The organism is Enterococcus alcedinis (genome assembly GCF_014635985.1).
Lineage (GTDB): Bacteria > Bacillota > Bacilli > Lactobacillales > Enterococcaceae > Enterococcus_I > Enterococcus_I alcedinis.
Map to the genome: position 1 here is coordinate 19881 of NZ_BMDT01000015.1, position 22266 is coordinate 42146.

Annotated in this window: 18 protein-coding genes and 1 pseudogene; 14 read left to right on the top strand and 5 right to left on the bottom strand. The window is 36.3% G+C overall.

Annotated elements, in window-relative coordinates:
* Nucleotides 1–148: 148 nt before the first annotated feature.
* The gene (locus IEV09_RS11860) at nt 149–559 is read left to right on the top strand and encodes a (deoxy)nucleoside triphosphate pyrophosphohydrolase (RefSeq protein ID WP_188368527.1); all 411 of its coding nucleotides are present in this window, start codon (nt 149–151) and stop codon (nt 557–559) included.
* Nucleotides 560–3418: a DEAD/DEAH box helicase gene (locus IEV09_RS11865; protein ID WP_188368528.1), complete on the top strand. Its 2859-nt coding sequence runs from the start codon at nt 560–562 to the stop codon at nt 3416–3418.
* 484 nt (nt 3419–3902) lie between these two features.
* On the opposite strand, the gene IEV09_RS11870 is transcribed toward IEV09_RS11865, so the two are convergent.
* Nucleotides 3903–4871, bottom strand: a complete 969-nt coding sequence (locus IEV09_RS11870; protein WP_188368529.1) for an alpha-L-fucosidase — start codon at nt 4869–4871, stop codon at nt 3903–3905.
* A gap of 130 nt (nt 4872–5001) precedes the next feature.
* On the opposite strand from IEV09_RS11870, the gene IEV09_RS11875 reads away from it, so the two are divergent.
* Entirely contained in the window at nt 5002–5811 is an 810-nt protein-coding gene (locus IEV09_RS11875; protein ID WP_188368530.1) for a helix-turn-helix domain-containing protein, read from the top strand.
* 57 nt (nt 5812–5868) lie between these two features.
* Here the strand turns inward: IEV09_RS11875 and IEV09_RS11880 are convergent, their stop codons facing one another.
* Entirely contained in the window at nt 5869–6537 is a 669-nt protein-coding gene (locus IEV09_RS11880) for a ThuA domain-containing protein (RefSeq protein ID WP_188368531.1), read from the bottom strand.
* A gap of 173 nt (nt 6538–6710) precedes the next feature.
* Here IEV09_RS11880 and IEV09_RS11885 point away from each other — a divergent pair, with 173 nt between their 5' ends.
* Nucleotides 6711–7616 (top strand): prenyltransferase, encoded by a 906-nt coding sequence (locus IEV09_RS11885; protein ID WP_188368532.1) that lies wholly within the window; start codon nt 6711–6713, stop codon nt 7614–7616.
* A 101-nt stretch (nt 7617–7717) separates the two neighbouring features.
* Here the strand turns inward: IEV09_RS11885 and IEV09_RS11890 are convergent, their stop codons facing one another.
* Entirely contained in the window at nt 7718–8209 is a 492-nt protein-coding gene (locus IEV09_RS11890; RefSeq protein ID WP_188368533.1) for a DNA-deoxyinosine glycosylase, read from the bottom strand.
* Between the two features lie 325 nt (nt 8210–8534).
* Between IEV09_RS11890 and IEV09_RS11895 the strand changes: the two genes are divergently transcribed.
* The 4 genes from IEV09_RS11895 to IEV09_RS11910 all read left to right on the top strand — a co-directional run bounded on the left by IEV09_RS11895 (nt 8535) and on the right by IEV09_RS11910 (nt 12541).
* The gene (locus tag IEV09_RS11895) at nt 8535–9602 is read left to right on the top strand and encodes an ABC transporter permease (RefSeq protein ID WP_188368534.1); all 1068 of its coding nucleotides are present in this window, start codon (nt 8535–8537) and stop codon (nt 9600–9602) included.
* Nucleotides 9603–9613: 11 nt separating this feature from the next.
* Nucleotides 9614–10297, top strand: coding sequence for an ABC transporter ATP-binding protein (locus tag IEV09_RS11900; RefSeq protein WP_188368535.1), 684 nt, complete (start codon nt 9614–9616; stop codon nt 10295–10297).
* Between the two features lie 103 nt (nt 10298–10400).
* Nucleotides 10401–10946 (top strand): TetR/AcrR family transcriptional regulator, encoded by a 546-nt coding sequence (locus IEV09_RS11905; RefSeq protein WP_188368536.1) that lies wholly within the window; start codon nt 10401–10403, stop codon nt 10944–10946.
* Between the two features lie 545 nt (nt 10947–11491).
* A complete protein-coding gene (locus IEV09_RS11910) occupies nt 11492–12541 on the top strand; it encodes a PTS sugar transporter subunit IIC (protein ID WP_188368537.1) in 1050 nt (349 codons plus the stop codon).
* Nucleotides 12542–12665: 124 nt separating this feature from the next.
* On the opposite strand, the gene IEV09_RS11915 is transcribed toward IEV09_RS11910, so the two are convergent.
* On the bottom strand, nt 12666–13562 hold the full coding sequence (locus IEV09_RS11915) for a LysR family transcriptional regulator (RefSeq protein WP_188368538.1): 897 nt from the start codon (nt 13560–13562) through the stop codon (nt 12666–12668).
* 150 nt (nt 13563–13712) lie between these two features.
* Here IEV09_RS11915 and IEV09_RS11920 point away from each other — a divergent pair, with 150 nt between their 5' ends.
* The 6 genes and pseudogenes from IEV09_RS11920 to IEV09_RS11945 all read left to right on the top strand — a co-directional run bounded on the left by IEV09_RS11920 (nt 13713) and on the right by IEV09_RS11945 (nt 21487).
* Entirely contained in the window at nt 13713–14654 is a 942-nt protein-coding gene (locus IEV09_RS11920; RefSeq protein ID WP_188368539.1) for a 2-dehydropantoate 2-reductase, read from the top strand.
* Nucleotides 14655–14942: 288 nt separating this feature from the next.
* Nucleotides 14943–16808 (top strand): beta-glucoside-specific PTS transporter subunit IIABC, encoded by a 1866-nt coding sequence (locus IEV09_RS11925; RefSeq protein ID WP_188368540.1) that lies wholly within the window; start codon nt 14943–14945, stop codon nt 16806–16808.
* Between the two features lie 29 nt (nt 16809–16837).
* Nucleotides 16838–18268, top strand: a pseudogene (locus IEV09_RS11930) (glycoside hydrolase family 1 protein).
* 32 nt (nt 18269–18300) lie between these two features.
* The gene (gene licT / locus IEV09_RS11935; RefSeq protein ID WP_188368541.1) at nt 18301–19134 is read left to right on the top strand and encodes a BglG family transcription antiterminator LicT; all 834 of its coding nucleotides are present in this window, start codon (nt 18301–18303) and stop codon (nt 19132–19134) included.
* Nucleotides 19135–19151: 17 nt separating this feature from the next.
* Complete coding sequence (locus IEV09_RS11940; RefSeq protein WP_188368542.1) at nt 19152–20576, top strand: 6-phospho-beta-glucosidase; 1425 nt, start codon at nt 19152–19154, stop codon at nt 20574–20576.
* Nucleotides 20577–20635: 59 nt separating this feature from the next.
* Entirely contained in the window at nt 20636–21487 is an 852-nt protein-coding gene (locus IEV09_RS11945; protein WP_188368543.1) for a Cof-type HAD-IIB family hydrolase, read from the top strand.
* Nucleotides 21488–21533: 46 nt separating this feature from the next.
* Here the strand turns inward: IEV09_RS11945 and IEV09_RS11950 are convergent, their stop codons facing one another.
* A complete protein-coding gene (locus tag IEV09_RS11950) occupies nt 21534–22259 on the bottom strand; it encodes a tyrosine-protein phosphatase (protein WP_188368544.1) in 726 nt (241 codons plus the stop codon).
* Nucleotides 22260–22266: the final 7 nt, after the last annotated feature.

Here is a 22266-nt window from a genome sequence, read left to right on the forward strand (position 1 = left end):
ACAATAAGCGACCCTCAAAAGTTAGATCTAAAATCTAACTTTTGAGGGTCGCTCTAATCATAAAATCCCTTTTTCATAAACTCGATCTTTAATATCTTTCACTCCTCCTCTATACTAGTAATAAGACTAAATAATCCTGGAGGACGAAATGAAAAAAGAAATTAATGTTGTAGGTGCAATTATTATAAAAAATAATACAATTTTATGCGCGCAAAGAGGAGAAACAAAGGCACTGGCGAATCTATGGGAATTTCCTGGTGGAAAAATTGAAGTTGGCGAAACACCGATAGAGGCGTTGAAACGAGAACTAATCGAAGAATTAGAAGTAAAGGTTGCTGTTAAAGAGGAAGTTTTTGATCATACATCTTATGAATACGATTTTGGCGTGGTTCATTTAACGACTTTTGTTTGTGAGTTAATCGAAGGTGAGCCAGTACTGACGGAACATCGCTCAATTAAATGGTTACGACCGGAAGAGTTATCCGAATTAGAGTGGGCACCGGCAGATATTCCGGCAGTCAAAAAGCTAGAGAAATACAAAGACCAAGGAGCTATTTAAATGGATGTTCTTGAGAAGTCACTGAAAAAGGCATTTATTGATCGAAATCTGGAAGGGTCGACTTATGATCCGCAGTTGATTATAAACAAGCCTGAAAAAAATGAGTATTTTCTAAATGTTTTACAAGATGAATTAGATAGTTGCCAAGAGTTTTTCTTTTCGATTGCCTTTGTTACCCAAAGTGGACTGAATGGTTTAAAAACACATTTATCAGACTTAGCTGAAAAAGGGATAAAAGGACGTTTATTAACATCGACTTATTTACACTTTAATCAACCAGAAATGTTTGAATCGTTGTTGGAGATTCCTAATTTGGAGATTCGAATTTCCGAAAAAGAAGGTTTTCATGCGAAAGGATATTTATTTTCTCAACCAGGTTATCAATCATTTATTATCGGTAGCTCAAATTTAACCATGAATGCATTGAAAATTAACTATGAATGGAATATTCGTTTGACTTCGTATGAGCATGGAGAATTGATACATCAAATTCGTGAAGATATGAAGATAGAGTGGGCATCATCTATCCCGTTAACAGCTGCCTGGATTGAAAATTATCGTAAACATTATCAGCCGCAGATTCGCTCATCGGGTGATTTGAAAATGATTGAGGAGAACCCTTTCAATGATTATATCTTGCCTAATACAATGCAAAAATCAGCGTTGAAAAAAATTGAAGGGTTACGTCAAAGTGGTGCGAAAAAAGGCTTGATTATATCTGCCACAGGTACAGGTAAAACATATCTTGCAGCTTTTGATGTGTTAAAATCGAAACCGAAAAGAATGCTTTTCATTGTTCATAGAGAGCAAATTTTGAATCATGCAAAAAATTCATTTCGCAAAGTTATTGGTGGCGAAGCTTCTGATTTTGGTGTTTTATCTGGTAGCAAAAAAGAGTTGGATGCTAAGTATTTATTTGCGACAATTCAAACGATATCAAAGCCTGAATACCAAGAATTATTTGAGCCTGATTATTTTGAATATATATTGATTGATGAAGTTCATAAGGCTGGTGCAAAAAGTTATTTGAAAACGTTGGAATACTTTCAGCCAAATTTTTTATTAGGTATGACAGCGACACCAGAAAGAACAGATGCCTTTAATATCTTTGAGTTGTTTGATTACAATATCGCTTACGAAATTCGTTTGCAAGAGGCACTAGAAGAAGACTTACTATGTCCATTTCATTATTTTGGTGTAACAGATTATGAAGTTCAAAATGAAATTATTTCGGAAACCACAGACTTACAGTTCCTAGTATCAGCGGAACGTGTTCGATTTTTATTTGAGAAAATGAAGTATTACGGTTGCTCATACAATAACCCTAAAGGTCTTGTTTTTTGTAGTCGAAAAGAAGAAGCAAGTGAGTTATCGAAACTCTTTAACGAGCAAGGAATTCCTTCTAGTTATTTAGTAGGCCATCATTCAATCGAAGAACGAGAAAAAGAAGTCGAGCGTCTAGAGTCTGGCGAAATTCAGTATATTTTTACAGTGGATATATTTAACGAAGGAATTGATATTCCAAAAATTAACCAAGTAATTATGTTAAGGAATACGGAATCGAGCATTATCTTTATTCAACAATTAGGGAGAGGGTTACGTAAAGATCCATCAAAAGAGTTTGTAACTGTGATCGATTTTATTGGAAATTACAAGAATAACTATATGATCCCGATGGCACTATCTGGAGATGTCAGTCGAAATAAAAATAATTTGCGCCAAAAAACATTTGAAACGAACTATATTACAGGGGTTTCCTCCATTAACTTTGAAACAATCGCAAAAGAGCGTATTTTTAAATCGATCGACAGTTCGAAAATGGATTCGATGGTTGAACTTCGTCGAATATATTTTGAATTAAAAAATCGAATCAATCGAATTCCCTATTTAAAGGATTTCCAACAACAAGGGGTTTTAGACCCACTCGTATTATCGAATCGATTTGATCACTATCACGAATTTTTACTGAAAATCAAAGAGAGTACCGTACAGTTATCAGCCGAATCAAGTCAATTTTTAAAGTTTTTTGGAAAAGAATTAATACAAGGGTTTCGAAAACATGAATTGATTCTTATTTATCAGATGCTACAAGGACGAGTGTGTTTGAAAAATAAGGAACTTCAAGAGTTGTTTGAATCGTATGATTTACCAAATGATGAACAAACGATTAACTCAATATTAGGTACGCTCAGCTTAGACTTTTATGTTGGTGGACAAAAGAAAAGTTATTTGGGAGCAGCTTTTATTAAGGTGATGAATGACGGGATTTTAGCTAGTGATAATTTACTCGAATCTTTGAAAGATCCATATTTCGTTAAACTATTGAATGATTGCTTATCCGTTGCATTAGTAGAATCAAGAAAATATCAAAATGATCAACCATTTACTTTGTATAAAAAATATCGAAGAAGAGATACGATTCGTTTGTTGAATTGGGAAGAACAAATGGTTGATCAAAATATTGGTGGTTATACGTATAAGAATGGAAAATTTGTTATTTTTGTTACTTTACATAAAGAGGAAGACTTTAAAGGGGCATTAATGGCATATGAAGATAAGCTGATTGATGAGAATACGTTACATTATTTTACGAAATCACCTCGAACAATTCATTCGCCAGAAGTAAAAATTTTACAAAACCCTGATGATTGGGAAATCCATGTCTTTGCTCAAAAATCAAACGATGAAGGCATTGACTTTTATTACTTAGGTGAGGTTATGCCAGATCAAAAATCAATTATTCAAGTAGAAAAGCCTGTTAAAGATGGTAAAAAACAAAGTGTTGTTCAGATGGATTTGAAATTTAAAGCAACAATCGATTCTAAATTGTTTACTTATTTATCTAAAATTGCAGATTAAGGTATGATAGTTTTAAAATTTGTGTCTATATAAAATCATTGAAAGCAACCTCATTTTATCAGGACTATGAATTATAAAATGAGGCAGGAAATCTTAAATGATTCCATCTGTCGATAGCACTAGCCTATTAGATTGATTATGTCGAAAAAATAAAGAATTAAGTGTCTCTGTCAATATACTTGAAAAGATAAAAATTCGGTGCAAAATACCATTGTTTTCTATTCTCTCTTTTCTTCAATGTGAAACGAAGCGGAAACAAAGTTGGGGTAGATATCAAATCAGTATATACATAATACATCTACTATTTGTTTTTTTTTATTGCTCCTATATTGATTAATATATTTGATTGAACATAAAAAATCCCCACTTATTCTCATACTCAAAAGTTTATTACTTTTCAAGATATGAGAATAAGTGAGGATTGAAATCAATTACTGTTATTCGTTTGTTAGAAGCTTTGAGACTTCTTGTTGATAGTACTTAATTATCGTTTCAACCAACCTTCGGGAATCTCATTAAGTTGGTTAGGTTGGGCATACAAATGCCCGAATTCAGCAAAGCGCTGTTTGAGATTATCATCAACTGTTCCGGAATTGTTGGGAGAAATATTCATTAAGTAGACGATGTTTTTTTCGCTATCAGGTTTTACTTTTTCGTAAAAGGCCCATTCAGCGGATTTTAAATCAGTTGTTTCATGTCTTTCTTTCCAAAACCAATTTTCAGTATAAATATTGCAACTAGCCCCTGGACCGACAAAGTTTTCAGGGGCTTCTTGCCCAGCAGCATTCTCAAAAAAGACGATGTCTGTCGTTGACATATCGGAACCGCTACCAATATTCATCAGTAAACAGTTCGGTTGAATGGATTTAACCAGTTCATCGATTTCAGCAAAAGGTAAGTCTGTAAAACTAGGACCACCCCAAGGCGCATTCCATCCATCAATGATCAGGAAAGGTATTTCGCCGTAATTAGTTAATAATTCTCTCAATTGATTTTTGATGAAGTTTTTATCTTCAGAAGTGCATTTGGTTTCGGTAATGCCGTGTTCCAAATCGAGCATTGAAAAATAAAGTCCAGGTAAAATATCCATCGCTCTAAAGGCTTTTAAGTATTCACTGACGACATCCACGTCAAAGGGGCTATGCGTAATGGAATGATTTGTTGTCTCAGTTGGCCACAAGCAAAAGCCCTCATGGTGTTTGGCGGTTAGTGCAGCAAATTGTGCTTGCCCAGATTTTGCAACTTGAGCCCACTCCTGGCAATTTAAATTTTGGGGATTCCAAGTCATAGGATTAAATGGATGCCGATTCGGATCGTTTTTATCCGTAATACCAAAGTCCCAATCACTAATATCCGAATCATGAAACTGCTCAGTGGCACTGTTAAAGTGAATAAATGCTCCGTTTCTTAAGTTAATAAAGTTGCGCTGTAATTCAAGTAAGTTGTTTTTCATTGTTTAGCCTGACTCCTTCTTAATTTGCTGTTTATTTTTATTTGTACTGTAATTCTAGCAAGTTGTGATGGTCTTTGATAGTTATCTCATGTACACTTATAGTAAAAAAATGACTTTTGGACGGTGAATTATGCATTATGAATTAAATCGCTTTGGTAGTGATAATTATTGGGAATATGCTCGTCATACAAATTTTAGCTATGCGCCACATTTTCATCGCTCGCTAGAATTTATTTACTTAGAATATGGGAAGTTAACAATTATTCAGGCAAATACGGTTACTCAGTTAGAAGCAGGGGAGTCATTGCTTTTTTTACCAAATGAAATTCATGGCTACGAAAGTAATGGGGGATCATTGTTTCACTCGCTTGTTTTTTCTCCAGATTTTGTTTCATCTTTTATTAATAAAGTTGCTGGGAAAAGGGCAGTCAATGCCACGTTTGTTCTACGAGATATTTGCTTTGCAGATGAGTCAGTGATTTCCAAGCTATTCACTAATGAGTTTTCACTGAGAGGGCTCCTGTTTATCATTTGTGGTAATTTTTATGATCAAGCAGACTGGGTACCAGAGGGGAATCAAAAAACCAATTTACTCTATCAAATTATTGATTATATTGGTCGTCATTTTAAAGAAAATCTGCAATTAGAGTCGCTCGCAAAAGCACTTGGCTATGATCCATCCTATCTTTCACGCTATATTTCAGCGAATATGAAGACGAATTTTCATCAATATTTGACGTCTTTTCGACTATCCTATGCCATAGAGCTTTTGCTACAAACAGATAAACAAATCGGGACGATTGCATTCCAATCGGGTTTCCCAAGTATTCGGACATTCAATAATGCTTTTAAAAAAATATATAATATGACACCGACTGAGTATAAAAAAATGAAAAAGATTGATAATAACGATTATTTAGCTAAGAAACGTTTGAATTAAACGCTAACTACTCTAAATCGGACTACTTAGATGATAAGGCTAGGTTAGTATATGCCGTTATTCTGTCGTCGTTCGACATGCCCACTGAAAACCTTGCAAGGTTAATTTTTCGACCATTGGTAGTTGACAGGTTGCTAAGTCGTGTCCAAATGAATGGTAGAAGATGTGTCCTTTACCCCAGTTTTTTACCCATGCAACAGGTAAGCTAATAGGGGATGGATTCATTGCATTTGGATGGTCTTTTGTAGCAAAAGTAGTGTTTGCTAGGATGTGAACAGCCGGATCAACTAATAAATAGTATTGTTCCGTTTGAACGGAAAAATCTGCAACCCCTTGTGTGATCGCATGCTCTGTGTCAGTGATGTTCACTGTATAATGTTGTTCGAGTCCTCCTGGATGATCGACAAAGAGTCCACCAGTTAAGAACTGCCATTGTTTGCTATTTTGAAAGGCTGAAGTTAAGCCACCATGGATCCCCGCTAAGCCACAGCCCTCAGAAATGACTTGCTGTAAGTTTGCGATTGCTTGCTCTATAATCTCACCACGTGTCCAATTCATCACGATTAAATCATAGTTTCTAAGTGCGTGATAGTCATTCAAAATGTTTAGATCATCGACTAATGTAACGTGATAACCAATTGATTCGAGTTGCTCAGATAAGTAGTAACTAATTTCTTTAGGGGAGTGACCTGGCCAACCACCGTAAATGATTAATACTTTTATCATCCTTCATGCCTCCAATTTCTGTAAGTCTTTCATAAAAGTATAACGTAGAATCGAAAGAAACGATAGAATTAGCCTTCACTCACGTTGATTTCACAAACAGCAATTCCTGAGAATCTTGCGTATTATGCTATACTTATCGAGGTTCTTATTTGTTATTTTGGAGGAGTTTTTTTATGCGTTTCAAACATTTTTGGGAGCTGGCAGAAGTTTACACAGCGCCTTTAAATATCTTTTTAGTTTTAATTGGGGCATCGTATGCTCAGTTTCAATTCGATGCTTCATTGAATGTCCCTTTTTTGATTTATACGCTCATTATTTTATCGTTTCATGTGACAGTCAATATTTTCAATAATTATATGGACTACAAAAATGCTTCGGAAGATCATCAGTATAAGCAAAAATCGAATATTATTGGTCGGGAACATCTTTCGTTAACAGTCGTTTTTCGTTATTTTCTATTTTTTATGGCGCTATCAAGTGTACTGGGTGCTCTGCTAATTTGGATGACAAGTATTTGGTTAATGATTCCAGGTGTTGTCGGTTTTTATATTGGGTTATTTTATTCAGCGGGTCCTAGGCCATTAAATAGTTTACCCATTGCGGAAACGGTGACGGCCCTTGCGAGTGGTTATTTCATTCCATTAGTTGCACTTTATGTCCTTGTCTATCAGGAACCAGCATTCTTTAATTCCAGTGTGATGTTAAATGTTTTGCTTGTGTGTTTACCGCTTGTTTTAATGATGTTTAACAATTTATTGGCAAACAATACGTGTGATTTAGAAGAAGACATCGTCAACCACCGGAAAACATTGGTTTATTATATCGGTAAACATAGAGCCGTAAGAATCTTGAAATTTAATTTTATCGTGAGTTTTTTATTATTACCAACGCTCGTTGTATTTGATAAGGCACCGTGGCCAGTGGCGTTACTTGTTTTGATATTGCCACTTTTACTGCGTAAGTTGCAGCCGTACTTTACGAAACAGGACAAACAAAAGACGTTTCCTTTAGTTTTAATGACTATGTCCGTTTTAATGATGGGTTATCCTTGTTTGTATTTGATTGGTTTGTTTTTTTAACGTAAGAAGAAAAGAGCACGCAAGAAATTTCTTGTGTGCTCTTTTTATTTGTCGTTTCATGATTATGAAAGTAACCGACTCGTTGATGCTGGTTAATCATTCTAATGAATCATGCTGAGCGCTTCATGCCAGGCGATTTTTCGTTGTGTCATCTGGGCGTTATTTGCACCACTGGTTGAAGGGAGGCAAAGAATCGGCATATTTTGAAGTGTCTGATTTTTTAATGCCTCTTTATAAGAAAGCTTACCATTAGCAATAATCAATTTGATCGGACTTGTCGCTAGTAGTTGGCTAAAATCATTAGGGATAACGGTCGAAAAATTCGAATCTAAGCTTCCTTTTCGCTCGAATTTCGCATAAACATCCCAAAGACCGAGTCGATGCAATTTTAAATACTCGATTCTCTGTTGATAATCAAGCGGGTCCGTAACGGAAAGGATGTCAAAAATAATTTTCCAAAATTGATTCCCGGGATTGGCGTAGTATTGTTGTTTCTTTAAAGATATGACACTCGGCGCAGTTCCCAGGATTAATATTTCCGTACGGTTATTATAAATAGGTGCAAATCCATGATTTAATTCGTTTGGTTTCAAAATATAAACACCCTTTCTCAGTAATCGGGAGAGGAGCAAATCATTGGTTCAAGGATACTGGCAATCAATCGTATGAATCAAACCCAAGTGATGTTGTCCTCAGAAGGAACATTGGTACGCTTCCCAATTGAAGTCATTTCATTGTAGCTGAAATATTGTCTGAAATCTATTAATGATTGAAATCGTAAAAAAAAGAGCGATGATGAGCAAAATCTTATTTATTTTTTTAATCTTTTGTTACACTTTACTTATCAGGTGATAAGTAGGAAAGAAAGTTGTATAAGAAACCTTATTATCTAATAAAATAAAGCAATGGAGGGATAAAATGTTTTTAGCATTAAATGAAATTAAGCATTCTAAGTTACGCTATACTTTAGTCATTGGTGTCATGTTTTTAATTGCTTACTTGGTCTTTTTCCTGAGTGGGTTAGCCTATGGTTTGGCACAAGAAAATCGTATGGCAGTTGATAAGTGGGAAGCCGATTATTTATTATTGTCCGAAAAAGCCAATGATACGTTGAATATGTCGATGATTGATCCAGAAGTAGTGAATCAAGTTGAGGCAAAAGAAAAAGCACTTCTTGTGCAAGCACCTGCAATTATTTATCAGTCAAAAGATGAAGATACAAAGGAAAATGTTAGTTTTTTTGGAATTGATGCCGAGGGATTTATTGCACCCAACATTGTCGAAGGAAAGTTGTTTTCCAAAAAAGGAGAAGTTGTTGCTGACATTAGTTTGAAGGAAAGTGGAGGCTATTCACTCGGTGACCAGATAAAAATTTCGATGAACGATGAAGAAATGACGATTGTTGGTTTTACCGAAAATGCTAAATACAGTGTATCGCCAGTTATCTATACCTCGTTAGAAACAATTCAACAGGTGCGTTACGGTGAAATTGCTGAACGGCAAGATCTACGTGTGAATGCGATTGTTGTGAGGGGCGAAATAACAGAAAAACCAAACGGTCTTAGTAAAATTGCGATTGGTGACTTTATTAATAAGTTACCAGGATACAGTGCACAAGTGCTGACATTTGGCTTTATGATTGGTTTTCTAGTAGTCATTGCAGCAGTCGTGATTGGTATTTTTATCTACGTCCTAACAATGCAAAAAACAGCGATATTTGGAGTCATGAAAGCACAAGGGATTTCAAGTGCTTACATTGCACGATCAGTGATTGCCCAAACTTTTTTCTTAGCGACTGTTGGTGTATTGACTGGTTTAGTCCTTACTGTTTTATCAGGGCTTGTTTTACCAGAAGCTGTACCATTTCAAAGTAATGTGCTCTTTTTCACTGGAATTAGTGTTTTGATGATTGTTATCGCCATTGTTGGTGCACTATTTTCAGTTCGAACGATTGTAAAAATTGATCCACTGAAAGCGATAGGATAGGAGGAGAAAAAATGAGTGCAATTGAGATAGTGAATGTTACGAAATCATTTAAAGATGGTGATACGACGATTGAAGCGTTAAAAGAAACGAATTTTTCAGTTGAACAAGGCGAGTTTGTCGCAATTATTGGGCCTTCTGGTTCAGGAAAGAGCACCTTCCTAACCATTGTTGGCGGCTTACAGACACCAACAGAAGGGGAAGTGAGAATTAATAATTTATCTTTTAGTGGGAAAAAAGAAAAAGAACGTGCGAAATTACGCTTCAATGAGATTGGATTCATCTTACAAGCGTCGAATTTAGTTCCTTTTCTAACGGTTCGAAAGCAACTACAATTAGTCGATAAAGTAGCCAAGCAAAAGGAAAATAAAAAGGGGATGGATTTACTAAAGCAGCTAGAAATTGACAAATTAAGTAATAAATATCCGGAAGAACTTTCAGGTGGTGAACGCCAACGGGTGGCGATTGCTCGAGCGCTATACAATGATCCGACAATTATTTTAGCCGACGAACCAACTGCGAGCTTGGATACGGAAAAAGCGTATGAGGTTGTTCAGATTTTAGCCAAAGAAGCCAAAGAAAGAAACAAAGCGATTATTATGGTAACACATGATTTAAGGCTAGTGACGTATTGCGACAAAGTTTATACGATGAGTGACGGTGTGTTACATGAAACAAGTAAACAAGAGATTAAATGAAGAATGATAAGTTAGATGAAGCGAGTTTTCTACCAAAAAATAGGCGGTTAAGCTGAAGTAGAGATTTTGAAAGGAATGTACTTGCTTTAAGAAAGGGAATAGGATGTACGATCAAATTTTAGATGTATCCGAAAAATTATTTATGACACAAGGGTATAAGGAAACGTCAACGCGCCAAATTACAGAACAATTAAACATTAGTCAGCCTGCTCTTTATTACCATTTTAAAAATAAAGAGGAAATTTATTATAATGTGATGCTTCGTTTATCAGAACAAGTCGAACGCCATTTAAGAGAAATCTCAGTGAGAGAAGATTTAGACTTAGAGTCGAAAATAGGGCGAATGGCTTTGTTTCTGCAAAGAAAGCATCCAGTAAATCTGATGTTGATGTTAAGAGATATTCGTCAAATGTTGTCAGAGGAAACAGCCTATAAGATTTTTTTATTATGGAAAAAATCTTATAAACAGCCATTCATTGAAGTTCTAGAACAAGACCCGTTCGTTTCAAGAGAGGACGCAGAGTTGGATTGGATTGTCGGTCAACTCTTTGTTGTGATTTCTACTTATTTAGAAACAAGCGATAAAGAAGACGAGTTGCTCCGAAGCATTCATTTATTCTTATATGGTTTGCTTGATACCCGGGCATAATTGTTTGGTCAGTGAAATAAATAACATAAAACACAAAGAAAACGTAGGAAGTCATTCATTATCGTTTTCTTTGTGTTTTTCAAAAATTGAAAAACACAGGTATAAATTCATGATATTGTTTTTAAAATAACACAAACTAAAAATGAGGATAATTAACGTTTGGTTAGATTAAGCTGTTAGATAAATATTGTAAAGGTTTTCTTTGTTGTTTTATCAACGGGTAAAATGAGTATAAATAATTTTTATAACTATATAAAATTTAACAAATTGAATTCATCTGAGATTCGGGGTAAATTATGGATGTCGAGAAGAACAGAAATAAAACTTCTTTTTTTAACGGCACTCATGTGAAGAGTTTCACTCTTGTTGAGAAAGCATGAATTTTATAGTAAAAGCCCAATGACGATTGGTTTAGCTACTATTTATTCTTTTTTTCAACAAAGGAGCAATTTATTATTATTTTTTTACTATCATAAGTGAAATTATTCTCAAACTAATTTTTTTATACAAACAGCTATAAAAAAGATAAAAATGGAGCGATAAAAATGACAAATGACACATGCAGCAAAATGACACCTAAAGTTTTTTTCAACAAATTATTAGCTGGAACAGCACAAGGAACGATTATTGCCTTGATTCCTAATGCAGTGATTGGCGCAATTTTAAAATATTTCGCAGATATTGCGGTAATTAACATGATTATTAACGTAGCTTTGATTTTTCAAATTGCGACCCCTTTAATTATTGCCGCTTTAATTGCTAAGCAATTTGATTTAGCTCCAACGAAAACCATGATTGTCGGAGGTGCAGCATTTGCCGCTTCTGGCGTCATTAAATTTGATAACGAAGTCGGCGCATTTATTGCAGCAGGAACCGGCGATATTATTAACATTATGTTGACCGCTGCAGTTGCTGTGTTAATGATGATGTGGATTGGATCAAAATTTGGTTCAGTTGAAATCATCGCCTTACCGATTGTTGTTGGTATTGGTGCAGGACTAATCGGAATGATGATGTATCCTTACGTTACTCAAATTACGGTATCAATTGGGAACTTGATTAACGACTTTACGAATTTCCAACCAATCATCATGAGTATTTTAATTAGTTGTTCGTTTGCGTTATTAATTATTTCACCATTAACAACGGTTGGAATTGGTATGGCGATTCAGTTAAATGGGATTTCTGCGGGAGCAGCTGCGATGGGAATTGCGGCAACAACGATTGTACTTGTGATTAATTCATGGCGTGCAAACAAATCAGGTGTGACATTAGCTATCGCTTTAGGCGGAATGAAAATGATGATGCCAAACTTATTCAAGTATCCAATTATTTTATTACCTTGTTTATTCACTGCGACAATTGCGGCGATTCCAACAGCGATTTTCAATATCTCAGGAACATCCAATTCAGCAGGCTTTGGCCTAGTTGGTTTAGTCGGACCATTAGCAGCCTTTGATCAAGGATTAGGTGCGGTCTTATTAGTTTTATGTTGGTTCATTATTCCAATCGCAGCAGGACTATTAGCACATATTTTATTCGTAAAAATCTTCAAACTCTACGACAACCGCGTAGTATTTAAATATCAAGGTTAAGGTGAGAGAAAAGTCGTTTTGAGACGAGTGTCTGGAGTGAATGAGAAACAATCGTGCTTTTCGATTGAGTCTCATTTGTGAAGACACCGAGTAGCAGATTTTTAAATACAAAAAATCGAAGGACTTAATTTTTCTTAAGTACTTCGATGAAATCAGTAATATCTTGGGTGAGTGGGTAGTCTTTACGCATTGCAATCCCGATTGGAAAGAATTGATATTTATCTTTTAGCGGAATCCATTTGAGACCGTCGCTGATGCTAACGTTTTGGTATTCAATCGGCAAGATACAAATTGAATCGTTTTGTTTCAAACTATGAATCAGCACTTGAATATCATCATTATATAACACGACATTGGGCTCGAAACCAACTTCTCTGGAGCGATCGAGTAACAATCTGCCTAGCATAAAGTTTGTTGTTAAGGAAGAAAATCGTTGACCTTTTAGGTCTTTAAACGTCAATTCTTTCTTTTGGGCCAGCGGGTTCGTCTCAGGAATAATCACATAAGGATTGTAACCTTTTGTTGAGGTTTCAAGTACTTCAAACGAGAGACTTTCAGGATAGAGGTTTGGAAAGGAAACGAGACCGATATCCAGTTCTTTATTATCAAGCATGGCTTGTAGATGTGGAGAGCCGTCTTGTTTGATGATTAAATCGATGTGTGGATGTTCAGCTAAGTAATGAGAAATTTCTTTCATAAATTGCATGGAAAAAAGTGTAGGTAAACCAAAATGAATCGGTGTTTTTTCCTTATTAGAATCGTCTGACATCGCATGGATATCAACGATTAATTGCTCGAAATCGTTAACAATCACTTGTCCTTTTTCATATAAGTGATTGCCTGTCTTGGTTAATTGGAAAGGCTGATTGCTATGTGTGAACAAGGCGGTTTGTAACTCGCTCTCCATTTTCTTCAAAGCCAAAGATAAGGTTGGTTGTGTCACGAATAAATTACGAGCAGCAGCGGATAAACTATTGGTATTTGCAATTTCAATAAAGTATTTTAACTGTTGAATATTCATATAATCACCTTTCGCGAAATAAAAAAAGAACATTAAGTGTGTTCGCAATGAATAGTCTAACACATGTTTGAATCAAATTTAAAAAGCAGTAAGATTTCTTAGAGATTTATTATTTGTAATTAACTTAAACATCATATAGGAGTGAACGAAATGAAAATTATTATCGCAGGTGCTGGGGCTATGGGTAGCCGTTTCGGCCTAATGTTACATCAAGCAAACAACGAGGTTATCTTAATCGATGGGTGGCAAGATCATATTGATGCCATCAATAACAATGGCTTACAAGCCAATTTTGATGGAGAAATGGTAACGGAGTCGTTAGAAATTTACCACCAAGACGACGTTTCTAGTATTGATTTTAATGCCGATTTAGTGATTTTATTTACAAAAGCAATGCAGCTAGATAGCATGATGCAATCGATTCAAAATATGGTTGGAAAAAATACGAAAGTTTTATGTTTATTAAATGGTATTGGTCACGAAGATGTGATTAAAAACTATGTGCCATTAAGCAATATATTATTAGGAAATACAATGTGGACGGCAGGAATTGAAGCGCCAGGTAAAGTAAAATTATTCGGTAATGGTTCAATTGACTTGCAAAACCTTGGAGCTGACGGACAAGAAGCGGCGGAAGAAGTTGTCGCTGTTTTAAGCGAAGCAAAATTAAATGCAAAATACTCAGCGAACATCTTATCTTCGATTTATCGTAAAGGTTGTGTCAATGGGACGATGAACGGCTTATGTACGATTTTAGATTCAAACATGGCTGATTTCGGTGAAACAGATGCGGCTGATCAAATTGTAGAACAAATTGTTTCAGAATTTGCCGCTGTTGCAGCAATGGAAAATGCTGACATTAATGTTCCAGAAGTTTTGGCACAAATTAAATCATGTTATAACCGTGAAACGATAGGGTTACATCACCCGTCAATGTACCAAGATTTAATTATTAATAACCGTTTAACGGAAATTGATTACATTAATGGTGCGATTGCACGTAAAGGAAAAGAATATGGGATTCCAACACCATATTGTTCATTCTTAACCAAGCTTGTTCATGCAAAAGAGCAAGTATTAGCCGCTGTTTAAGATTATTTGAATGGTCGAAAAATTGTGATTTCACAGTTTTTCGATCATTTTTCTTATTATTAAATCATTTTGATAAATAAAAAAGATGAAAGATAGCGTTTACAAATTAATTTATCTATGCTATATTGATTTCAACATTTAAAGGATTGTTACTGCAAAGCAGGCAAAACCTAAATTGAAAAAGATATTTCCAGCCAAAGGCATGTTTATGCGCTTTTGAAGTTGGGACTATTTTGCTCGATTTAGGTTTTTTTTGTTGGAAAAAGTAACCCTAAAGGAGGAAATTAAATGGCAAAGCAAAGTAATAAGGAGTTAGCAACCGATGTGTTAAAGCTAGTTGGGGGCAAGAAAAACGTGAATAGTGTGGTGCATTGTGCGACGCGTTTACGCTTTAAACTAAAAGATGAATCCGTTACCAAAACGGAAGAACTCAAAAATCATTCGGGTGTGATTCAAGTTGTACAAAGTGGTGGACAATATCAAGTCGTGATTGGTAATCACGTAAAAGATGTCTACAATGAACTACTAGAAATTTCAGGTTTATCTTCTTCGAGTGATGAAGGAGATGGTGAAAAAGGCAGTATATTCAATCAATTTATTGATATTATTTCAGGTGTTTTTACACCATTCTTAGGTGCCTTAGCTGGGGTCGGGGTTCTTAAAGGAGTCTTAACCTTATTAACGGTCATGGGTGTCATGTCGATGGAATCGGGAGCGTATCAAATTTTATTTGCTGCGTCTGATGGCTTTATGCAGTTCTTACCATTTGCGATTGCTTTTACGGCCGCTAAGAAATTTAAGGCTGATCCTTTTATTGCCTTAGCAATTGCGGGAGCGTTATTATTCCCAGGTATTACCGCAGCAGCAGGCGCGGGAGCCGGACTGGATTTCTTTGGTATTCCAGTTATCATCGGACCAACGGGTTACATGCAAACGGTTATTCCAATTATTATGTTTGTTTGGTTACAAAAATATGTTGAAAAATTTGCAAAGAAAATCTCACCAGGATTCTTGCAATTGATCATGGTTCCCCTTGTCACTATTTTAATTATGGTTCCAGTGACGTTTATTGCAATTGGTCCATTAGGGACGATTATTGGTGTTGGTTTAGGGAAAGTCTACAGTGCAATCTTTAACTTTAGTCCAATTGCAGCTGGTGCAGTCTTGGGTGGTTTTTGGCAAGTCTTTGTCATGTTCGGCATGCATTGGGGCTTGATTCCAATTGCTTTAAACAACTTAACAATGAATAATTTTGATACAATGACAGCAATGTTATTGGCACCAGTTATTGCCCAAGCAGGTGCAGCAATTGCGGTTGCCATCAGAACAAAAAGTGAGAAACGAAAAGCGTTGGCTATTTCAGGAACATTAACGGCCATTTTTGGAATTACAGAGCCAACGGTTTACGGGGTTACGTTACCACTTAAAAAACCATTTATTTCGGCTTGTATTGGTGGTGCTGTTGGTGGTGCGATTATCGGTGGTGCCGGTGTTAAAATGTTTACCGGTGGCCTAATCAGTTTGTTAAGTATCCCAGGTTTTATTAGTACGATTCCAGGTGTTGAATCAAATGTCTTAATGGGCGTCATCGGAACGGTCGTAGCCTTTGTGATTGCTTTTATTTTAACGCTTGTTTTAGGTTTTGATCGTGAAGAAGCGGTGGCTGAAACAACGAACAAGAAAACAAACGGTTCAGAACATAACGAGATTTTGGTCGCACCGTTAACTGGAAAAATCGTAGCCTTAACGGATGTCCCAGATGAAGTTTTTGCATCACATGCTTTAGGTAAAGGGCTTGCGATTGATCCAGTGATTGGCGAAGTCCATGCACCAATGGATGGTGTGATGACGTCGGTTTTTCCAACAGGGCATGCGATTGGGATGACGACGGATTCAGGAATTGAAATTTTAATGCATATTGGAATGGATACAGTTGAACTTGAGGGCAAAGGATTTGAATTGTTTGTGAAGCAAGATGACCCGGTTAAAGCTGGTGATTTACTCGTGAAATTTGATATTGAAGCGATCAAAGCGGCAGGGAAATCAGTGATTACACCGATTGTCATTACGAATACAACGGATTATTTGGATGTGCTTGATTTTAACCAAGAAGATGTGGTTGTCGGAGAAGACATGTTAACGATTATTAACTAATGAAAGGAACGAGTGAATTAGTGAAAAAGATGATATTTCCGAAAGATTTTTTATGGGGTGGCGCAACAGCAGCCAACCAAAGTGAGGGCGCTTATAATATTGATGGGAAGGGATTATCGATTGCGGATGCCTTGCCTGGTGGAAAAGAACGCTTTGCAATTGTCGCAAGTCCTGATTTTGATTGGACAATCGATGAAGAAAAGTATACATACCCTAACCACAAAGCGATTAGTCATTATGAAAATATGGAAGAAGATTTAAATTTATTTGCGGAGATGGGTTTTAAATCGTATCGTTTCTCAATAGCCTGGTCACGAATCTACCCAACTGGTGTCGAACAGAAGCCAAATGAAGCGGGCTTAGCTTTTTATGATCGAATGATTGATCAGTGTTTAGCTTTAGGTATCGAACCGGTGATTACAATTTCACATTACGAGATGCCGCTTTATTTAGCCAAAGAGTTAGGTGGTTGGAAAAATAGAGAACTAATTTCTTTGTTCGAACGTTTTGCGAATACAGTTTTAGAGCGTTTTGGAAAAAAAGTCACATACTGGATGACCTTTAATGAAATTAATAGTGCCTTTCATTTTCCTGTCTTGAGTCAAGGGCTAGTACCGAAAACTGGCTCTTTAGAAAAGAAAAATATTTTTCAAGCGTTTCATCATCAATTCGTTGCTAGTGCGCAAGCGGTTAAAAAGGCCCATCAAGTCAATCCAAACATTCAGATTGGTTGTATGATTATTTATGCGACAGCTTATGCTTGGGATGCTAATCCGATCAATCAACAAGCGGTACTGGCATTCAATTAAGAAATGAATTTCTTTTGTACGGATGTGCAAGTTCGTGGGAAATATCCAGCATATACGCAACAAATTTTCAACAAATATGGCATTGATCAACTTGAGATGGCTGCAGGGGATGAGGCACTATTAGCTGAAAATCCAGTTGATTACATTGGCTTTAGTTATTATATGTCGACGGTGATTGATGTGACGAATGAGGATGCAAAAAAGGTAGCGGGTAACTTATTGGCGGGAATTAAAAACCCTTTCCTAGAGGCAAGCGAGTGGGGCTGGCAGATTGATCCAATCGGATTACGCATTGCGCTAAACGAATTGTATAATCGTTATGAAGTCCCGCTGTTTATCGTGGAAAATGGCTTAGGAGCTATCGATCATCCAGATGAAAATGGTGTGATTGAAGATGATTACCGCATTGATTATTTAAAACAACACATTGTTCAAATGGGCTTAGCGATTGAAGATGGTATCGAGTTGATTGGTTACACGCCTTGGGGCTGTATCGACCTTGTTAGCGCTTCAACCGGTGAAATGTCAAAAAGATATGGGTTTGTTTATGTTGATTTAAATGATAAAATTGAAGGTAGTGGAAAACGGACGAAGAAAAAATCATTTGATTGGTATAAACAAGTGATTGCAACAAATGGCCAAGAACTTTAGCCAAAGGCGAAAGTAGAAAGGAATAGTAACCAATGATTATTAAGAAGATACTAAATAATAACGTTATTATTTCAGAAAACGCTCGTTCTGAGGAAATTATTGCCATGGGACGAGGTTTGGCTTTTCAAAAGAAAATCGGGGAAACGGTCCAACCGGATTTAGTTGATAAGGTGTTTATTGTTAGTTCAGACAAGGAAGGCCAAGAGTTAGAAGAAGTAATCAAATATGTGGATTCAGAAGTTGCCGAGTTATCAAAAGAAATTATTCTTTTAGCAGAATCAAGTATCGGTTCATTATACTCAGATAAATTTTATATATTACTGACTGATCACTTGAACTACGCGATTAAGCGTGTGAGAGAAGGAATTTTTATTCCGAATCCACTTGTTTTTGAAATCAAAAAATTTTATCCAGCAGAGTTTAATGTTGCCAAACAAGCATTAAAGTTGATCAAATCAGCATTAAATATTGAATTTCCAGATGATGAGGCCGGTTTTATTGCCTTACACTTAGTTAATAATAATAATGATCAAAGAAGTTTGACAATTACAATGGAAAGTACGGAAATTGTACGTGATGTGTTGATGATTATTAGTCGTTTTTTCGGCGTACCTTTTAACGAAAATGCGACGAGCTATCATCGCATGGTGACGCATATTCAATATTTCGTCAAGCGAATTTTAAATAACGAAACATACGATGCTCATGAAGAGTTTTTGTATCAATTGGTGCAAAGTAAGTATCCTGAAGCCTACAATTGTAGCTTAAGAATTCGAGATTATTTAAAAACAACTAGAAAAATCACCATGCAAGATTCTGAAATGATTTATTTAATTATTCATATTAACCGAGTTGTAAAAGATTAGAAAGAGGAGCGTGTCAAATGGGCTTTAGAAAAGATTTTTTATGGGGTGGCGCAACAGCAGCCAATCAATGTGAGGGTGGTTATGACCAAGGTGGACGGGGGTTAGCAAACGTGGATCTCGCACCTGCAGGAAAAGATCGATTCCCAGTTATTTTAGGTGAAATGAAAATGTTTGATTTTGACGAGGACCATTATTATCCAGCCAAAGAAGGCATCGATATGTACCACCGTTTTAAAGAAGATATCGCTTTGTTTGCGGAAATGGGGTTTAAAACCTATCGTCTATCGATTGCCTGGAGCCGAATTTTTCCAAAAGGTGATGAAAAAGAACCCAATGAACAAGGGTTGACATTTTATGAAGATCTCTTCTTAGAATGTCAAAAATATGGGATTGAACCGTTAGTGACGATTACTCATTTTGATTGTCCGATGCACTTGGTCGAAGAATACGGGGCGTGGCGTAACCGGAAATTGGTTGGTTTTTATGAGAATCTTTGTCGCGTGATTTTTAATCGTTATAAAGGGCTCGTTAAATATTGGCTGACATTCAATGAAATTAATATGATTTTACATGCACCCTTTATGGGAGCTGGTTTGTATTTTGAAGAAGGCGAAAATAAAGAGCAAATCAAATACCAAGCAGCGCACCACGAATTATTAGCGAGTGCGATTGCAACAAAAATTGCCCATGAAGTCGATCCTGAAAACAAGGTAGGTTGTATGTTAGCGGCCGGCACCAATTATGCGTATTCATGTAAACCAGAAGATGTTTGGGCAGCGAAAAAAGCAGATCGTGAGAATTATTTCTTTATTGACGTGCAATCACGAGGTGAATATCCAGCCTATGCCTTAAAAGAAATGGCGCGTAATGGGATTGAAATTGAAATGGAAACTGGCGATGCAGAGCTATTAAAGGCCCACACGGTTGATTTTATCTCATTTTCTTATTACTCTTCACGTGTGCAAACGACGGATCCTAAATTATTAGAACAAACAGCCGGTAATATCTTTGCTTCTGTTAAAAACCCTTATTTAGAAGCAAGTGAATGGGGCTGGCAAATCGATCCGTTAGGCTTACGTGTAACAATGAATGATTTATATGATCGTTATCAAAAACCATTGTTTATTGTAGAAAATGGTTTGGGTGCTGTCGATGTACCAGACGAAAATGGTTATGTCGAAGATGACTATCGCATTGCCTATTTAAAAGCACATATCCAAGCGATGAAAGATGCTGTTGAACTCGATGGGGTTGATTTACTAGGTTATACGACCTGGGGCTGTATTGATTTAGTCAGTGCCGGAACGGGTGAAATGTCCAAACGTTATGGTTTCATCTATGTTGATCGTGATAACGAAGGCAACGGTACTTTGAATCGAACAAAGAAAAAATCATTTGACTGGTACAAACAAGTGATTGCTTCAAATGGTGAAAACCTATAAAAAGAAATGGCTGTGGTAAAGACCACGGCTATTTCTGTTCAAATGAAAGGGGAAATTGTATGACAATTAAAGCAATCGTCTTAGATATTGATGGAACATTATTAGCGGATAATAAAGAAATGCGGGCCTCGACAATTACAAGTCTTAAGACGGCGCAGGAAAATGGTATCAAAGTTTTGTTAGCTTCGGGTCGACCGCATCGTGGGATGGAAAGTTTGGCAGATGCACTGGAGTTGGATAAACATGAAGGGTTTGTGGTTTCTTATAATGGGGCGAAAGTGACCAATTGGCAAACCAAAGAAGTGATTTTCAATCAAGCGCTGACTGCAGAAGAAGGACGAGCGATTTTAGAACACTTGAAACAATTCGATGTGATTCCCATGATCGAAAAAGATGCCTATATGTTCGTGAATGATGTGTTTAATAATCGACTTCAATTGCCTGAGTTAGGTGATTTTAATATTATTGAATATGAATCGCGAGGGGGCAATTTTAAGTTGCAAGAAATTGATGATTTGGCGCAGCATGTTGATTTTGAGTTAAATAAAATATTAATTGCCGGCCAACCAGAATATCTAGCAATGCAGCATGAAAAGATTTATGCGCCATTCGTTAATCAAGCAAACGCGGCTTTTTCTGCACCATTTTATTATGAAATGACAGCTAAAGGGATTGATAAAGCACGCGCATTAAAAGAGACTTTGCAGCCTTTAGGAATTGAAGCGCATCATATTATTGCTTTTGGTGATGGTGAAAATGATTTAACGATGCTGAAGTATGCTGGAACAGGTGTGGTGATGGAAAATGCCAATGACAAAGTCAAACAGCACGCGGATTTTATTACAGCGAGTAATAATCAAGATGGTATCTATCAAGCATTGAAAAAATATTTACCAGAGCTCATCAACTAAGTATCAAACAAATACCCTCATGCGAATTAAAGCGTGAGGGTATTTGTTAGCCAACTATTTTATTTTTTAACTTGACTAGAGTTTCGTCGCTTAAGTTAATTTGTTTAAAGTAATTTTCAGCATTCCCATAGTTTGCCTCTAAGTGAGTTAACATCATGTCCATATAATCGGCTTTAGAATAAAGTAATTCAATCGGAAAATCTTGATGACCGAGTTGTCCTTGAGCGATTAATGGGTTTTGAGAAATGTGACCATAAGTAATTTCGTAATGCGCTAAAATGTCGACTTTTGAGACTTGAGCAAAGTCTAACAATAAAGCAGAGATGACGCCTGTTCGATCTTTACCTGCCATACAATGGAACAAAGTGATACCTTCATTGTCAGCCATAATTTCCATAATTTGTTTAATTGTCGCTTTTGAGTTTTCTAAGCAGGCGATATAGAAGGAACCGAGTTGTTTGGAAGGATCACTAATTGGCATACTTGGTTGCGCGCCGTTTTCAGAACCTAACGGTAAGTGCAGTGTTTGAATCGCGGCTTCGGCTTCTAAGACATAGTCGGTGCGTTGGCGTTCTTCAATACTGCGTAAATCAATCACGGTCGTAAGTCCATAATTGATTAAAAAATCAATATCTTTCGTCGTTAAAGCGGAAATATCATCACTACGTAAAAAAGTCTTCCAATTAGTCACATTTTTTGTGGCTGTCGCATAACCTCCATGTTCACGTGTGTTAAAACTGGCTTCTAATGGTAATCGGTTAAAATACATCATCGTTGTC

Coding starts and splice junctions, on each gene's coding strand:
- IEV09_RS11860 (WP_188368527.1), top strand. CDS start 149: ATGAAAAAAGAAATTAATGTTGTAGGTGCAATTATTATAAAAAATAAT.
- IEV09_RS11865 (WP_188368528.1), top strand. CDS start 560: ATGGATGTTCTTGAGAAGTCACTGAAAAAGGCATTTATTGATCGAAAT.
- IEV09_RS11870 (WP_188368529.1), bottom strand. CDS start 4,871: ATGAAAAACAACTTACTTGAATTACAGCGCAACTTTATTAACTTAAGA.
- IEV09_RS11875 (WP_188368530.1), top strand. CDS start 5,002: ATGCATTATGAATTAAATCGCTTTGGTAGTGATAATTATTGGGAATAT.
- IEV09_RS11880 (WP_188368531.1), bottom strand. CDS start 6,537: ATGATAAAAGTATTAATCATTTACGGTGGTTGGCCAGGTCACTCCCCT.
- IEV09_RS11885 (WP_188368532.1), top strand. CDS start 6,711: ATGCGTTTCAAACATTTTTGGGAGCTGGCAGAAGTTTACACAGCGCCT.
- IEV09_RS11895 (WP_188368534.1), top strand. CDS start 8,535: ATGTTTTTAGCATTAAATGAAATTAAGCATTCTAAGTTACGCTATACT.
- IEV09_RS11900 (WP_188368535.1), top strand. CDS start 9,614: ATGAGTGCAATTGAGATAGTGAATGTTACGAAATCATTTAAAGATGGT.
- IEV09_RS11905 (WP_188368536.1), top strand. CDS start 10,401: ATGTACGATCAAATTTTAGATGTATCCGAAAAATTATTTATGACACAA.
- IEV09_RS11910 (WP_188368537.1), top strand. CDS start 11,492: ATGACAAATGACACATGCAGCAAAATGACACCTAAAGTTTTTTTCAAC.
- IEV09_RS11915 (WP_188368538.1), bottom strand. CDS start 13,562: ATGAATATTCAACAGTTAAAATACTTTATTGAAATTGCAAATACCAAT.
- IEV09_RS11920 (WP_188368539.1), top strand. CDS start 13,713: ATGAAAATTATTATCGCAGGTGCTGGGGCTATGGGTAGCCGTTTCGGC.
- IEV09_RS11925 (WP_188368540.1), top strand. CDS start 14,943: ATGGCAAAGCAAAGTAATAAGGAGTTAGCAACCGATGTGTTAAAGCTA.
- licT (WP_188368541.1), top strand. CDS start 18,301: ATGATTATTAAGAAGATACTAAATAATAACGTTATTATTTCAGAAAAC.
- IEV09_RS11940 (WP_188368542.1), top strand. CDS start 19,152: ATGGGCTTTAGAAAAGATTTTTTATGGGGTGGCGCAACAGCAGCCAAT.
- IEV09_RS11945 (WP_188368543.1), top strand. CDS start 20,636: ATGACAATTAAAGCAATCGTCTTAGATATTGATGGAACATTATTAGCG.
- IEV09_RS11950 (WP_188368544.1), bottom strand. CDS start 22,259: ATGATGTATTTTAACCGATTACCATTAGAAGCCAGTTTTAACACACGT.